10 protein-coding genes and 1 pseudogene are annotated in these 15,330 nt (G+C 67.8%); 3 read left to right on the top strand and 8 right to left on the bottom strand.

From position 1 onward, the window contains the following. Nucleotides 1–17: 17 nt before the first annotated feature. Nucleotides 18–935 (bottom strand): diiron oxygenase, encoded by a 918-nt coding sequence (locus NGB36_RS10970; protein ID WP_255920001.1) that lies wholly within the window; start codon nucleotides 933–935, stop codon nucleotides 18–20. A gap of 19 nt (nucleotides 936–954) precedes the next feature. Next, on the bottom strand, nucleotides 955–1,563 hold the full coding sequence (locus NGB36_RS10965) for a LysE family translocator (protein ID WP_255920000.1): 609 nt from the start codon (nucleotides 1,561–1,563) through the stop codon (nucleotides 955–957). 411 nt (nucleotides 1,564–1,974) lie between these two features. On the opposite strand from NGB36_RS10965, the gene NGB36_RS10960 reads away from it, so the two are divergent. Genes NGB36_RS10960 through NGB36_RS33405 form a run of 3 tightly spaced genes read left to right on the top strand, consistent with a single transcriptional unit; the run spans nucleotide 1,975 to nucleotide 5,299 of the window. Next, nucleotides 1,975–2,817: a formyltransferase family protein gene (locus tag NGB36_RS10960; protein ID WP_255919999.1), complete on the top strand. Its 843-nt coding sequence runs from the start codon at nucleotides 1,975–1,977 to the stop codon at nucleotides 2,815–2,817. After that, entirely contained in the window at nucleotides 2,814–4,133 is a 1,320-nt protein-coding gene (locus NGB36_RS10955) for an aminotransferase class III-fold pyridoxal phosphate-dependent enzyme (RefSeq protein ID WP_255919998.1), read from the top strand. Before NGB36_RS10960 ends, NGB36_RS10955 begins: the two co-directional genes overlap by 4 nt. Continuing rightward, nucleotides 4,133–5,299: an HAD-IA family hydrolase gene (locus NGB36_RS33405; protein ID WP_308288834.1), complete on the top strand. Its 1,167-nt coding sequence runs from the start codon at nucleotides 4,133–4,135 to the stop codon at nucleotides 5,297–5,299. Before NGB36_RS10955 ends, NGB36_RS33405 begins: the two co-directional genes overlap by 1 nt. Before the next feature lie 9 nt (nucleotides 5,300–5,308). Here the strand turns inward: NGB36_RS33405 and NGB36_RS10940 are convergent, their stop codons facing one another. From NGB36_RS10940 to NGB36_RS10915, 6 genes and pseudogenes are all read right to left on the bottom strand, one after another. Further along, a complete protein-coding gene (locus tag NGB36_RS10940) occupies nucleotides 5,309–6,358 on the bottom strand; it encodes a helix-turn-helix transcriptional regulator (protein ID WP_255919997.1) in 1,050 nt (349 codons plus the stop codon). Nucleotides 6,359–6,401: 43 nt separating this feature from the next. After that, nucleotides 6,402–9,428, bottom strand: a complete 3,027-nt coding sequence (locus NGB36_RS10935; RefSeq protein ID WP_255919996.1) for a non-ribosomal peptide synthetase — start codon at nucleotides 9,426–9,428, stop codon at nucleotides 6,402–6,404. Next, on the bottom strand, nucleotides 9,425–10,222 hold the full coding sequence (locus NGB36_RS10930) for an alpha/beta fold hydrolase (RefSeq protein ID WP_255919995.1): 798 nt from the start codon (nucleotides 10,220–10,222) through the stop codon (nucleotides 9,425–9,427). The genes NGB36_RS10935 and NGB36_RS10930 overlap by 4 nt, the downstream gene beginning before the upstream one ends. Nucleotides 10,223–10,605: 383 nt before the next feature. Beyond that, nucleotides 10,606–11,192: pseudogene (locus tag NGB36_RS10925) on the bottom strand (transposase); the annotation flags it as partial. A 1,165-nt stretch (nucleotides 11,193–12,357) separates the two neighbouring features. Further along, nucleotides 12,358–13,590 carry an MDR family MFS transporter gene (locus NGB36_RS10920; protein ID WP_255919994.1) on the bottom strand — a complete coding sequence of 411 codons (1,233 nt, stop codon included), beginning with the start codon at nucleotides 13,588–13,590 and terminating at the stop codon, nucleotides 12,358–12,360. Further along, complete coding sequence (locus NGB36_RS10915; protein ID WP_255919993.1) at nucleotides 13,587–15,134, bottom strand: AMP-binding protein; 1,548 nt, start codon at nucleotides 15,132–15,134, stop codon at nucleotides 13,587–13,589. The genes NGB36_RS10920 and NGB36_RS10915 overlap by 4 nt, the downstream gene beginning before the upstream one ends. Nucleotides 15,135–15,330 lie beyond the last annotated feature (196 nt).

The raw sequence follows: 15,330 nt of genomic DNA, 5'->3' as shown, positions 1-15,330 counted from the left end.
ATCTCCTATAGGCGTTGTCACAACAACCCGGCGGACGTGAAGGCGTCCCGCGCCCCGGCCACGTCCAGCACTCCAACGGATTCGAACAGGTGAAAGGTGTGCCGCGCGGAAGACCGGACGCCGCGACGCAGTTGCTCGGGGGCATAGCAGTCGGTGACGATCTCGCGCACGGCCGCGTCGCCCAGCCCTGCCGCGCCGAGGGAGGTACGCACGGGCACCAGGTCGGGCGTGAGGCTGCGGCTGACCAGCTCCGGCAGGCAGCGCGCGGCCCGCACGCGGAGTGCCGGGCTCATGCCCTGCCAGAGTTCCTTGAAGAAGGCGGCGAAATAGGCGTGGTGGCGGCCTTCGTCCTCGGCGTGATCACGGACGACCTCGCGGACGGTGCCGACCACGAAGGGGTCCTTCGGTATGTCCTTGAGGATCGAGGTGACTAGCGTTTCGAAGACGACCACCTGGAGCAGCTGCACAAGGACGGGCTCGCCGGGCAGGACCTCGGCGCCGATTGCGTCGAGGCGGCCGAGGAACGGCGCGAAGTCGTAGTCGGGCGTCTCGATGCCGGTCGCGCCGCTCACCTGTTCCACCACGTCGAGGCTGTACAGCGCGTGATAGGCCTCGTCGCAGTAGATCTTGTACGCGTCCAGGCGCACCGAGGACGGCAGGTGCAGCCCCGAGGTGCCGTCCGCAATGCGACCGGCGGCGCGGTTCACCACGCTCGTCTCGAAGTGCATCGTGAACAGCATGTACTGGTAGAGATGCCGGGTTACGAGGGCGAACCGCTGCCGCGGGTCCAGCGCCCGCACCAGCGGATGGTCCAGGTACGGGATCAGCTTCTCAGGAAAGAGGGTCTTTCCCGCTTCCAGTTCATCCCCGATCACGCGCCGCGGGTCGGTCCGCACTCCTGCCTTTTCGTACCAGCCGTCCAGCGGCGACCCCATTGCAACCCTTCCAGCCTTGTCAATTCCCTGTTACCGCGGACACGATCAGCCACAGTCCGACGGCGCACAAACCGGTCCCCGCACACCTCTCCAGGACCTTTCGCCATCTCCCTTCGCGGAAGATGTCGCCCATGCGCGCCGCGAGAACGCCATAGGCGAGCAGCGACAGGAAACTCAGGGCGATGTGAATCGAAGCCAGCAGCGTGGCGGCCCCGAGCGCCGACCCGTGGGAGGGCAGGAACTGCGGGAGCAGGGAGGTGTAGAAAACGCCGACTTTAGGGTTTCCCAGGCTCGTCAGCGCGCCCTGCCGCCAGTCCCGGCCGACGGGCAGCTCGGGCTCCGCCGCCCGGGACGCGGCGATGAGCGCCTGCACCCCGAGCAGGACGAGATAGGCGGCGCCGGCCACTCTGAGCATGGCAAAGAGCGCCGGAGAGCCAGCGACGGCGGCCGCGAGTCCCGCCGAGGACAGCAGGGCCCACGCGGCCAGCCCCGTACATACGCCAGTGGTGGTCCGGACAGCGCTCCCGGGGCCGCCGCTCAGGGTGTTGCGCACCACGACGAGCGTGTCGGCTCCAGGGACAACCACCACCAGCGCGGCCAGCGCCGTATACCCCGCGATGTCAGCCAATGTACCGCACCTCGGCCGAGCGTGGGCCGGGCGACGCCACACCGAAGATCAGATCCCAGCGAATGTCGTTCGCCGTCACAAAGAGCGCGGAACGGGACCGTATGAGCGAGCACGAGGCCATCTGAATTCTCCCACCGTTAGGAATTCAACGAACGCCGCTTGTGGCGGCCTCGCAAGACTCACCCGCTGCCCTCGCCGAACTCCAGTTCCGCAGACATCATCTCCATGCATTGCATGAACATGAGTGCAGCTTGATGCATGTGTGGGCGGAGGATTGCCGTCCTTCAGCTTCCTGCAGTTCAGCAAACTGGGCCGGGCCGTGATGGACCGGCATGCCGCCGCACCGCACAGTGGAAGAACGTCGAAGCGGCTGTCGCACGGCCTCGAAGAACCCGAGAGAAGAGACCGCCCTTGTCCGCACTTCCCCCCGCCACCGGTACCCATGTCCCCCTGAGCCGCCGCTCCGTATCCGGGCCGTTGCGCATCGGTGTCCTGGTCTCCTCGACCGGCGCCAACCTCAGCACCCTGCTCGGCATGCAGGACGCACACCCGGGCGAGTTCGAGGTCTGCCTCGTCGCCTCGCACGGGGAGCGGGTCAAGGCCCTGGACGTGGCGCGCCGGGCCGGCGTCGAGGCGTGGACCGGCGACTTCGACCGCCACTGCGGCACCGCGTCGGCCGCGGGCGACCCGGAGGCCCGCGCGCGCTACCGGGCCCGGGCCCGGGAATGGCACGACGGCCTGGAAACACGGCTGGCCGACTGGGAGCGGTGCAACGGCGAACTGGACCTGATGGTCCTCGCCTACCACCGCTGGATCGAGGGCCGGCTCCTGGAGCGCTATCAGGGCCGCATGATCAACCAGCACCCGGCCGACCTCTCGGTCCTGTCCGACCGGGGCACACGGGAGTTCATCGGCAAGGATCCCGTACGGCTCGCCATGGCGGCGGGCCGTCCCACGACTCGTACCTCCTGCTTCCTGGTCGACACGACCCGGGACGGGGGCGCGGTGCTGGCCATGGGACCGGAGGTGCCCGTGGCGGGACGGCGGCCGACCCCGGAGGACGCCTGGCAGCAGGAGCTGGCGCAGAAGAGCCGCAGCGACCGCCCCTGCCTGCAGTGGACCGTGCGGGCGTTCGCGGCCGGGCGGCTCGCGCTCAGCGACAGCACACACTCTGACGGAAGCCGCGTCGTCGTGGTGGACGGACAGCCGACGCTGTTGGGCGGTCGGCGGTTGACCGAGGAAGCATCCGCATGACCGAATCCAAGAACTCAGACCGCATTCCCGGCTTCGCCGGGGCGGGCAACCTCGTCTACCGCGAGCCCGAGGTCCCCCGGTTCGTCTCGGGCGAGGGCTGCTGGCTGACCGCCGGCGACGGACGCCGGTACCTGGACGCGGAGGCCGCCAACGGCACGGTCGCCTGGGGCTACGACGGCGAGCTGCTGCGTGAGGCGCTGGCGCGCTGTGAGCAACTGCCGGCTCTGCCTTCCTTCTGCGAGTCCGAACTGAGGCTGAAGGTGTTGTCCCGGCTGGAGCGACTCGTGTCGGGTGTCCTGAGCACCCCCGGGCGCGTGGAACTGGACCTCGGCGGCGCGCAAGCGATGGAAACAGCGCTGCGCATAGCCTTCGCGGCCAACGGGCCCGGCACGGTCGTCGTCTTCGAAGGTGCCTTCCACGGCCGCTCCGGAGTGACGAGCATGCTCAGTTCGAGCCCCCGCTACCGCGAACTGCTCGCCGCGTGGGGCCTTGAGGTGGTCCGGCTGCCCAGCCCGGACTGCCGGCGGTGTCCGCATCCCCCTGTCGGCGGCGGGTGTACGGTCGGCTGCCGCAAGGCCGTCGCCCGCTGGGGATCCGAGCTGACCGGGGTCGGCGGCAACGGCTTCCGCCGCAAGGTGTCGGCGTTCGTCTTCGAATCCGTACAGAACGTCGGCGGCATGGTGGAGCCCGACCACGGGTTGCTGCGCTCCGCCGTGGACCATGCGCGGGAGCAGGGCGCGGTGGTCATCGCAGACGAGATCTTCACGGGCATGCACCGGGTCGGACCGCGCTGGGGTTTCCAGCGGGCCGGCGTCACTCCGGACGTCGTGGTGACCAGTAAGGGCCTGACCAACGGCGGTGCGGCGCTGAGTATGGTCTGGTCGCGCGAGCCCTTGGGCCATCCCGACCAGTACCGCCCCGGCAGCCACTCCTCCACGTACATCGGCATCCCGAGCGCACTCGCCGTCGTGGACACGGTGCTGGACCGCTGGGAGCGGTGGACGACAGTGGACAAGGACATCCTCCTGCTGGAGGAGGCGATGCGGGAACGGCTGACCGCGGTCGCGACGCGTCACCCCGCCCTGGTCCGCGAGGTCGATACGATGGGCGGCACGGCTCGTATCGTCCTCAACGGACCGCACGCCAGCCGGCTGCGTCACCTCTTCCGCTCCGCACACCCCGAGGCCGGGGTCCTCGTCGCCACCACCGGCATGGCACCCGACGTCATCAACGTGCATCCGCCTCTGGTCATCCGGGAGGCTGAACTCGATGTGTTCGCCGAGGTCTTCGACACCGCACTGAACGGACTTGCGTGATGGGAGTGGAGACGGAACGCAAGTTCCTGGTGCGCCGCGGCTGGCGCGAGGCGGTGGTCCGGACACGGGAAATCCGCCAGGGCTACCTGTCCGAGGACCCCGACCGGGCCGTGCGGGTACGGATCACCGACGGGCAGTCCGCGGTCCTCACCGTCAAGGGCCCCCGCCAGGGCGCGCTCAGGCCCGAGTTCGAGTACCCCGTACCGCTCGCCGACGCCGAGGAGATCCTCGGACGGCTGTGCCCACAACCGCTCGTGGAGAAGGTGCGGCACTACCTCGGTGTGCCGTACGACGGCTGGACTGTGGACGAGTTCTTCGGCTCCAACTCCGGCCTCGTCCTGGCCGAACTCGACGCGGACGACGCCCAGTCCGTCACCGACCTGCCTCCATGGATCGCCGAGGAGGTCACCGAGGACCTCCGCTTCGACAACTCCCGTCTGCACGGGAATCCGTATCCCGGCTGGGCACCGCCGGCGCCCGTCGCGACGCGGTTGCGGGACCCCGCCGACGCGGATCTGGTGATCTTCGACAACGACGGCGTACTGGTCGACTCGGAGCCGATCGCCAACCGCGTACTCGCCGCCCTGCTCACCGAATCCGGGTTCCCCACCACCTTCGAAGACAGCATCCGCCGCTACATGGGCGGCACCCTGGACCGCGTGCGGGCCTTGGTCCGCGCGGAAACGGGACGCGAGCTCCCGGCCGGCTTCGCGGAGCACTACCGGGAGCGCCTGAAGGCAGCGTTCGAGCGGGAGTTGTGCCCCGTCCCCGGGATAGTGGACATCCTGACCGCCCTGGGCGAGCGCGGAACGCCGTTCTGTGTCGCGTCGAGCTCACCACGAGACCGTCTCGACCTCGCCCTGCGGGTCACCGGGCTCGCCCCGCACTTCGGGCACCGTGTGTACTCGGCGGACGACGTCCTGCGTGGAAAGCCGGCTCCGGACCTCTTTCTGCACGCCGCCGTGCGCATGGACGTCGACCCGGCCCACGCAGTGGTGATCGAGGACAGCATGCCGGGGGTCGACGCGGCGGTGGCCGCCGGCATGACAAGCATCGGCTTCGCGCCCCTGGCTCCGGCCGACCGCCTCAGCCGAGCGACGTACGTGGTGCGGGACACCGTGGGCCTTGCGGACTGCCTCGGCCTCCCCAGGGCGGAGCGGGCCTGAGCGGTCCGGTCAGCCGGCAGCGGCGTTGCCCTCCTCATGGACATCGTCGGCGTCCAGGATCCCTGAGGTGGCAATCAGCACGCCCAGCTGGCAGCGGCTGCGCGCGCCGAACTCCTCGTAGATCTTGGCGATATGGCCACGGCAGGTCCGTACGCTCACTCCCATGCGGCGGGCGATGGCGTTGTCGGTCTCGCCCTCGGCAAGCAGCTTGATGATGGACATGCGGACGTCGGACAGCAGGGTCTTCACTTCGGACACCCGGTTGTGGGCCGAGAACGGCGTCGCGTCATTCCAGAACCGCTCGAAGACGGAGACCAGGAACTTGACGACGGCCGGCTGGTGGATGACGAGCGCGATCTGACGGTCACCGCGGGCCGGAATGAAGGCAATCTTGCGATCAAAAATGATCAGCCGATCGGTGCATTCGCCGACGGTGCGCACGTCCCCGCCGTGACTGGTGACCTGTTTGACGTACTGCCGGGTGGCAGTATGGAAGCGGGCTGAATGCTGATAGATGGTGCACATCTGGACACCGCGCTCCAGCATGGCGCGGGTGGGTTCCCAGGACGCGGCCAGACTCTCGGCGTTGCGGCCGCCGCCGGGCTGCACCGTGAGCACTTCCTCCGTGCAGCGCGCGGCCGCGACCTCCAACTCGGCATTGATGGCGTCGAGCCCGGCAATCGTGCTGAACTCGTTCCCGTCCTCGGTTTCGTGGATGGCCTCGTGGTACGTGACCTGATAGCGGCCGAGGTCGGCGCGGAGATGTTCCGCCTCGCGTTCGAGGCGTTCGATCTGCTGGTCCAGCGGGACCAGCAGCCGGGAGGCCGCGCTACGGGGGGCGGAGACGCCGAAGGTGTTTCCCTCTCCGAGCAGGGGGACCAGCAGCTCGTACTTGCTGAGCCACTCGGCGGCCGCAGCGGTACGCCCCTCGCTCCAGCCCAACATGTCCGCCGCCGCGGACAGGTCCAAGTGCCGTTGACGGACCATCAGCCGGTAAAGCTCGACCGAATCGACCTCTCCGATACATTCACCCTCGTCGGCGCTATGTGTACGCAGCATTCTTCCCCCGTAGCGGTTGTCATGCGACCGAGTCGCACCGTGCTCATGCCAAGGACGCGAACTCGTCCAGCATCGATTCCAATTCCGCGCCGAAGCGTGCCACTCGGTCTCCAGGCACCCACGGCGGGAACTCGATCCGTCCGGACATTCCGAGATCCGCTCGGTCTGTGAACAGAACGGTCCACGGCCAGCGCACTCCCAGCGGGCTTACGGACAGGGACCGCACCGTACAGCCCGGGACAGAGAGCGCGGTGGCCGGATCGCGGTCCCACGCAATGACCAGCGGTGCAACGGATCGGGTCTCGCGCAGGCCCAGTTCGGCCATCAACGCGGGGAAGGGCACTCTCGACATCTCGCGCGCCTCGGCGATCACCTCGCGGGCCCGGCGCAGTGCGTCGTTCGGGCCAGGGGTGACGCGACCGTCTCCGGGAGGCAGGCCGAACGGAACGGTCGTCAGGAAGTATCCTGCGGCGGCGGCGTCGGCAGGTTCGTTCCGGTCAGCCACTGTGAGCGCGAACCGCCCGCCGGTCTCCGCCAGTTGACACACCGGCTCAAGAGTTGCAGCCAAGGTGACCGCGAACACCGTTGTGCCGTTGCGCCGCGCGCAGTCGCGCACCTTGGACCAGACACGTGGGCCAACCGCCAATTCCGTGACACTGCAGGAGCTCTGTACCGGACCGCTCTCTCCCTCACCTAGCGGCGGCAACCAGGCGCGTATCCGGTCGGCCGCGGCGCACACGGCCAGCTTGCCCTCGGTGGAATCGAGGTAACTCCGCTGCCTGTGCGCATAGTCGGCATGGCCATGCTCCTCCGAGCGGGAAGGGGCATGGCCGCTCAGTGCGGCCGTGAGCTCTTCGAGTACGACCCGAGCGCTCCATGCGTCGATCACCAGATGGTGCCAGACGAGCAGCACGCGGACCGTGTCCGGTGCGGCGAGCACGGCAGCGCGGACGAGCGGCCCCTTGGTGACGTCGAAAGCCGGGCGCTGCAATTCGGCCAGCAACTGCTGCCAGCCGTGCTCCAGGCTCTCCCCGGGCGCCACGGACCGCACCGCGACGGAGACCGGTTCACCATCGGTCACGAACAGCGCGCCGCCCTCGTCGATGCATCCGCGAAAGACAACGTGCCGGTTGAGAACGGCCGTCAGCTCCCGGGCTGTTCGGTCGGGGTCGACGGGGCCGGTCAGCTCCAGTGCCACGGACTCGTGGAAGGACCCGGGAGCAGCGCTGATCAGCTCTGCTGCCCACATCCCGGCCTGGCCCGGCGTCAAGGGTGCCTCGCTCTGTCCCGCGTTCTCGTCGTCCGACGCGTCGTCGACGGGCATCGCCGATACCTTCGCCGCCAGGTCGGCCAAGGTCTCCGCTTCGAGAACGTGGGCGGCCGTAACGGCTCGGCCGGTCGCCGATCGCAAGGCGATGGACAGCCGCGCCGCCTGCAGCGAGTCGCCACCTATCTCGGCGAACCCGAGGTCCAGTGCCGAGGGCGGTGTGTGGGGAAGCAGAGCGCGGCAGGCGTCCTCGACGGTTCGCTCGTGCTCGTTCCGGGCCGGGCGCGCCGGCGCGTCGTTCGGCTGCGGAAGCGCGGCGCGGTCGAGCTTGCCGTCGCTGGTCATCGGTATCCGTTCCAGCGCGAAGAAGCGCCGGGGTACGGCCTGTGCGGGAAGCTCCTCGGCCAGGCGCGCCCTGATCACGGTCCAGAGGTCGCCGGTGGCTTCGCCGACGGCGTCGGAAAGCACCACAAAGGCCGTCAGCACCAACGGGCCACCAGGGCTCGTCGGCCGCGCGAGGACGGCGACGTCCGATATCTCGTCGAGCCGCCTGAGCGCGACCTCTGTCTCCGCCGGTTCGATCCGGACGCCGTCGATCTTGAGCTGATCGTCGATCCTGCCGAGGAAGGTCAACTCGCCCTCGACGTCGGCAACGACGAGATCACCGGTCCGGTACATCAGACCGTCGCCGTCGGCGGCGGCCACGAAGCGTTCGGCGGTTCGGCTCGGATCGTGCAGGTAGCCGAGGGCCAGGCCACGGCCGGCGACGCACAGCTCTCCGGGCTGTCCCGGACCGACCGGAGCGAGGCGATCGTCGAGCACGAAGCCGCGGTTGCCTTCGATCACCGATCCGATCGGTGTCCGCCGCTGCGGTTCGGTACATCGCTCGGGAACCGTGTACAGCGTGGCGCACACGGTGGTCTCGGTCGGGCCGTACCCGTTGACGACGACCACATCGGGCATACATGACTGCAGATCAACCAGCAGTCCGATGGGAATCGGCTCGACGCCGGTCAGAAGACGCCTCAGCCGGGGGGCGGGACCACCGCTCACGACCCGGTCGCGCAGCGAAGGGAGGAACTGAGGAGGCAGGTACGCCGAGTCGATGTGGTGCTCGGCCAAGTAGTCGAGCGTGGCGTCGATGTCACGGCGGTGCGCGTCCGGCACAGGCACCACGGTCCCGCCGTTCAGCAACGCACTCCACATCTCGTACACGGAGACATCGAACCCGGGCGACGTCCACCAGCTGTGCCGCGCTCCCGGGCTCAGCGGCGCGCGGCTCTGGAACGCCGCCAGCAGGTTGTGGACGCCGCGTGCCGGAACCACGACACCCTTGGGCCTGCCGGTGGAACCGGAGGTGTAGATGACGTAGGCCGGATCATCATCGTCCGTGGCGGGATCGTGCCGCCCCGGGTCTGGTGAGCCGGGTGCGGCCGATGTTTCCGAGAGGCGCAGGGCCGCACGGAGGTCATCGTCGTCGGCCTGGAGAACAACCGAGGGCCGGGCGTCCTCCAGGATCTGCTCACGCCGCCTTGCGGGGCCCGACACATCGATCGGGAGATACGTCGCGCCGACCGCCACTGCGGCCAGCACACCGACGACGAAGCCCGAGCCGACGGGCATCTCGACTGTGACGAGATCACCCGCACCGACCTTCCGCATGCACAGACGGTCCGCCAACATGGCTGCGGCAACAGCAAGTTGCCGGTAGTCGAGGGCTCCCTCCGGGCCAACATAAGCCTCGCGGTCGGGGTGGGAACCGGCGACCCGGACGAACGTCCGCCACAAGTTGCCATGTGTCACAGTGGGACCTCCTCGCGCGATGGTGCAGAGCACGTCTCCGCCACCAACTTGGCCGTCTGCTCGGGTTGTTCCAGCCAGAAGAAGTGACCTGCCGACAGCACCGTGAAATGGGCGCCGGGGATGGTGGAGGCCAGCTTCTCACCCGACTCGACAGGAACGAGGCGATCGGTGTCGCCGTGTACGACGTGCGTCGGCACATTGATTCGGTGCAGTCGCTCAGCGGTGCTGTGAAGAGCGACTGCACCAATCTGCAGAGCCGTCGTCCGCGGGTCCACTGGCAGTGTCAGAGCGGCATCGCGGTACTCCTCCCAGGCGCCCCGGCGCACCCGCTCCGGGTCCTTTACCCCGACGCGAAAGATGTTGCGCAGCGTCGCCGGCTTGTCGCCGTGGACGATGGCCGAAGCCAGTACATCCGAGGCAAGGGCCGGTGAACCGGCCCCGCCCGTGTGGGTGCAGCCGAGCAGCAGACTCTCCACCCGGTTCGGATGGCGCAGAGCCAACTCCTGAGCGACAACGCCCCCCATCGACACCCCCATGACGTGCGCACGCGGCCAACCGAGCTCGTCGAGCAGGCCAACGGCATCGTCGGCAAGATCAGCCACTGTGAAGGACTCGCACGCCAACGCCGAGTATCCAACACCGCGATGGTCGTAGGCCACCACGTCGAACGAAGCGGCGAGCAGCGACATCAGTCGCTTTCCCCAATGGAGATGCGTTGCCGCTGTCCCCTGTACGAGCAGCAACGGTGATCCCGCTCCACGACGGATGTGCTTAAACGATCTTTCCGTAGGCACGGAGCGTGAGCATAGCGAGGGAAGTCGAGAACTGACACTCCTTTCAGGAGGACTTACCGGCTTTCCCTCGCCTTCACTTCAGGATTAATCAGGCATCTCCTCACGATTAATCGGGCGAAACGGATAGCGGAGACACCACTGCGAGTGGTGTCAGTCAGCCCACATGGGATGGGGGTAGCGAACTGCCGTCCTGTGGCGTTAACCTCGATGTTTCCGTTGGTTCATCCGTCGGACCGATTCGCCTTGTTTGGGCTGGGGTGGGCAAGCCGAAGGCCCGGCTGACGCGTCGGGTGGGCGCCGGGTTCCACGGCTCCGGAGATGGTGGGGTGCTCGTCGGGACAGTACGTCGCTGCTCGTCAGCCTTGGTTCGGCAAGGCCTGCAGCTACTCGAACGCGTTGGTGATCACGTCGGTCCAGGGCCAGTGGCGGGCGAGGCGGAGGTATCGGCGGCCGTTGATAACCAGCTGGGCGGCGGCGGAGAACAGCCGCAGCCGCAGGCGCTTGGGTTCCCACAGGCGGGCCTGGCCCGTCAGGGCGAGCATGGGCATCCAGGCCAGCAGGTCGAGCGCGAGCTGGATGATCTCCAGCCGGATGCGTACTGGGCGGCATCTTGCAGGGGCAGGTTGCGCAGGCCGGTGTCGCGGGCGGCGCGGATGCGGTCCTCAGCGCGGGCGCGCTGGCGGTGCCGCAGCTCCAGGCGCCCGATCGGTGTGCCGGTGGCGTTGGTGGCGAAGCAGGTCAGCCGCATGCCGTCGGCGTCAGTAAGGCGCAACTGGGCGCCGGAATACGAGCGTTCCTTGCGGACGATCAGCCGCATGCCCTTCGGCCAGCCCTTCAGGACGTCACCGGCGAGCTCGGCAACCCAGGCGCCGTCGCGGGCCTTGTCGTCCGGCTTGGTGGCTGGTGTCCAGGCCGATGCCGGGACCAGGAGCACGGCGGGTTGGATGGCGTCAGCGATGGTCATCCCCACCGACTAGGCGCTTGAGGTCTTCTCATCCACAATTTGTTGTCTATGCCGAGGTCGCCAGTTGCTCGATGCCGAGGTGTCTCGGCTTCGTCCGCTCCCAGGAACAGCAGCATCCGCGCAAGTACCGCCGGTGGCAGCGCGAGGCGCCCATGCACCTGTGGCAGATGGACCTGGTCGATGGAGCTCCCGCCGTCCTACTCTGCCTCGGGTTCGGAAAGCGCCAAGCCGATACGACGTCAGCCGGGCGGCCGCACCCCCGTGGAGAGCCGCAGGCGAGAACGGATCGAGGTTATGGGCGCTGGCATTCTTGTGGGACCGTTACAATCTGAACGGTCGGATGGTGACTGGAGCGCTCGACGGGTGGGGTTCCGAGTCCAGACGCAGCAGGCTACCTGCAGGCAGAGCGGTCATGTCCGCGTTGTCGTGCTTCCGCTGGACCCGGGGCGGCACAGATGAAGTACCTCGGAGGACGGTGGGGAGCGCAGGGGGAGCGCGGACGCCTTTGGACCTGCCAGTACGAGGCATCATGAGCGAACGTTGCTCATACACTCTGATCAGGCAAAACGAGATGTGACAGGCTTGCGCAGCACGGGATGGCACGATCAATCCCGTACTCGTAATGCGTAGGTCGAGGGTTCGATTCCCTCAGGCGGCTCCAAGGTGAACCGCAGGTCAAGTCTCTGACCTGCGGTTTTTCGTTCTCTTGACCTTGGAAATCCCCCAGATCGGACGCCCTCGTTCTATGCATCGCAATGCGTAGGCTAGCGGTTTAGTTTCAGTGGCGAAGCTGTGTGGCCAGGGCCCCTGACCTGGTCATGTCCCGACGGCTGCAGGTTTTGATCACCTTTGGCGTCCGGCTCTAGTGGACGGGCGGTGGACGAGACTGCACAGGTGCTGCAACTGGGGCAGAGGTAGGGGCGGTGATGGTGGGGTGAACAGTGGCGAGGTGTTATTGCACGTCTACAAGTGCGTGGGTTCCGACGATTTTCAGTTCGTCCCGCGGCTGGTCAGTGGCACTGAGCGGACGGCCCTCGTCGAGAAGGCCCTGTTCTCCCGAGGCGTTCGGGCTTCATTGCCTCGCTGTTCTGGCCGCGGGAAGGGGTGGAGGCGGCCCTGCGGAAGCGGACCCCTCAAAGTACGGCCGTGCGCCCACCGCTTCGAGTGCCGGTCAGCCCGCGGTTCGGCAGCGGACCGCGGGGGCGAGCGCCAGCTGGCCCAGCGCGGCCAGTACGCACAAGGCGATGCAGCCGTACCAGAGGACCGGAGCGCCGATGGCGAGCAACCGGGTGCCGACGACGGGGGCGATCAGGAATCCGGTTCCCCACGCCATGCCGAGCAGCCCGTTGTATCGGCCGCGCAGGTTCTGTGGGGCGAGGTCGGCAACGATGGAGGCGGTGACGGCGAAGACGAGGATCTCGCCCAGTGACCAGACCGCGACGGCGACGGCATAGCCGGCGGTCGCCGAGGCGATGCTCGCCAGCGCGTTCCCGCAGGCGGCGATGAGGAATCCCGCCGCGAGAACGTGGCTCTTGTCGAAGCCGGAGAGCTTGTGGCCGATGATCGGTTGCATGGAGACCACGACGATGCCGTTGACCGCCATCACCCAGCCGTAGGCTTCGCCGGACAACCCCGAATGCCGCATCGCCAGCGGCAAGGTGGCGAAGGCCTGTTGGAAGACGATCGCATACAGGACGACGACCCCGGCGAAGGCGAGCATCGTGTGGTCGCGGACGACGGTGAGCAGGCTCCCGGCGGCCCGGTCGGCACCGGAGGTATGCGTCTCGGGGACGGCGAGCCACACCATCAGCCCGAAGATCGCACACGCTCCGGCGTCGATCCAGAACAGCAGATGGAAGCCGTGCGTGGCGATGTATCCACCGAGCATCATCGCTGCTGAGAAGCCGAGGTTGACCGACCAGAGGAGCAGTCCGAAGGCCCGGGTACGGTCCGCGACGGGTACGGCGTCGGCGACGAGCGCCTGGGACGCGGGCCGGTAGAGGTCGATGGTGATGCCGAGCAGGAATCCGCACAGTGTGATCACGGCGATGCTTCCGGTGGAGCCCAGCAAGACAAGGACCGCACCATTGGCCAGCATGCCGCCGGTGAGTGCGGCACGGCGTCCGAAGCGGTCCGCGATGATGCCGCCGAGCGGTTGCGAGATGACCGACCCGACGCCGACGATGCCGAGGACAAGTCCCGTCGTGGGGACCGAAAGCCCCCTTACACCGGTGAGGTAGAGGCTGAGGAACGGGTTCACCATGGCGCCGAGACGGTTGACCAGGCTGCCGCACCACAGCACCCAGAAGGCGCTGGGCAGTCCACCCACACGGATTCTCACCGCCGAGCGCAGACGTCCCCGGGCTTCGGTGCCGGCGCGGCCGGGCGCCTCGACCTTGCTCACGGCAGCTCTCCGTTCCTCTCTTCGCCTGTCTCGCCTGCCGTCGCCGCGCTGGAGATGAGCGCGGCTCGGTCCACCTTGCCGTTGGTGGTCGTGGGTAGGGTCTCCACCAGGCGTATTTCCCGGGGGACCATGTAGGAGGGAAGCCTGTCAGCGCAGAATTCGCGCAGGCTCGCCGCGTCGGCGGCGGGCGCATCATTCGACACCACGACGAAGCCCCCGAGCACCGTGCCCGATGCGGCGTGCGGAAGTGGAACGGCGGCCGCTGCGGTGGCTCCCGGGAATTCCAGCAACCGGCGCTCCACCTCGCCGAGTTCGACGCGATTGCCGTTGATCTGCACCTGGGAGTCCGACCGTCCGCAGAAGTACAGCTCGCCGTCGTGCCCGCGGTAGGCGACATCGCCGGTGCGCAGCACCAGCTGCCCGGATTGAGGGCAGAGAGGATCGGGCACCAGCGCGGCCCGGGTCGCGGCGGGGTCGTCCCAGTAACCGGAGAAGAGAGCAGGGCTGCGAAGGTACAGCTCACCGGGAACGCCCGGTTCGTCGATGACATGCCCTGCCTCGTTGACAAGCAGGAGTTCGGCGCCGCGATGGCCGCTGCCGATGGACAGCCTCTCCAGGTCGTCGGGGAGTGGATCGGGAACGTCGGCGAAGGAGCATGCCATCGACTCGGTTGCGCCATAGCAGTTGATGATGCGCACCTGCGGCAACAGCTCGCGGATTCGGCGGAGTTCGGGCAGTGGGAACTCCTCGCCGCAGAAGAGGATGCCGCGCAGCCCGTCGAGCGCGGCCACCTTCTCCGGTTCGTATCGCAGTGCCTGCTGCCAGATCGACGGAACGCCGTTGACCTGCGTGGCGCCGGTTTCACGGAGGACGCGCAGGAAATTGCGGGGCCAGCGGACGAGTTGCTGCGCCACCGGTACGACCGCGGCGCCGGATCCGAGTGCCAGGCCGATGTTGAGCAGCGAGAAGTCGAATTGCAGCGGTGAGGTGCTGGCCACCCGGTCCCGGGGGGTGACGATGCGGTACTCCAGCATGGCCCGATAGAAGGAGACCACTGCGCGATGGCTCATCACCACGCCCTTGGGGCGGCCGGTGGTGCCCGAGGTGAAGATCATGTAGGCGGGGTCGGTGACGCATGCCTCGCGGCGCAGGGAGCGGCCGGTCGGCGGGCGTTCGACGACGGTGATTCCGGCCGTGTCGAACCGTGCGGTGCCGACACCGCCGGGGAGGGCGTCCCGCTTTCCGTCGGTGGGCTGCACGTGCAGAGCGGGGCGGGCCGTGGAGATCATCGAGTGCAGCCGTTGTGCGGGGGTCTCGGGGCTTACGGGAATGAAGGTGAGGCCGGCCGCGGAACAAGCGAGCAGCATAGCGATGGACTGCGCCGTCACATCCGCTTCCAGGATGATGCGTTCGCCGATTCCGATGCCCAGATCGCGAAGGTGGGATGTGTAGGTGTCGACCAGCAGCCGCAGATCGCGGTAGGAGGTGACGCGTACCCGGCCGATTCCCGCGGATTCGACGACGGCCGGGCGGTCGGGAGTCACCTGCGCACCGGCGAGCAGGAATTCATGGAGGAATTCTCCGGCGAAGCCGTCTGAAGCGGGGAAACCGGATGAAGCGGTTGTACCTGGCGCATCTACTGAACCGTCAAATTCGGATGAATGGTTCATTTCGGTCGGCTGCTGACTCACGCTCACACGCCCCCCGTCGACACCAATTTCGTATCACGGAATCGAGATT

It is taken from the genome of Streptomyces humicola, assembly GCF_024436035.1.
In the GTDB taxonomy this organism is placed as follows: Bacteria; Actinomycetota; Actinomycetes; order Streptomycetales; family Streptomycetaceae; genus Streptantibioticus_B; species Streptantibioticus_B humicola.
Note: the sequence above shows the minus strand (reverse complement) of the source record. Positions and strands in the feature narration are given on the sequence as shown.

Bases quoted from the DNA above. Each gene is read 5' to 3' on its own strand.
- NGB36_RS10970 (WP_255920001.1), bottom strand. From the start codon at position 935: ATGGGGTCGCCGCTGGACGGCTGGTACGAAAAGGCAGGAGTGCGGACC.
- NGB36_RS10955 (WP_255919998.1), top strand. From the start codon at position 2,814: ATGACCGAATCCAAGAACTCAGACCGCATTCCCGGCTTCGCCGGGGCG.
- NGB36_RS33405 (WP_308288834.1), top strand. From the start codon at position 4,133: ATGGGAGTGGAGACGGAACGCAAGTTCCTGGTGCGCCGCGGCTGGCGC.
- NGB36_RS10940 (WP_255919997.1), bottom strand. From the start codon at position 6,358: ATGCTGCGTACACATAGCGCCGACGAGGGTGAATGTATCGGAGAGGTC.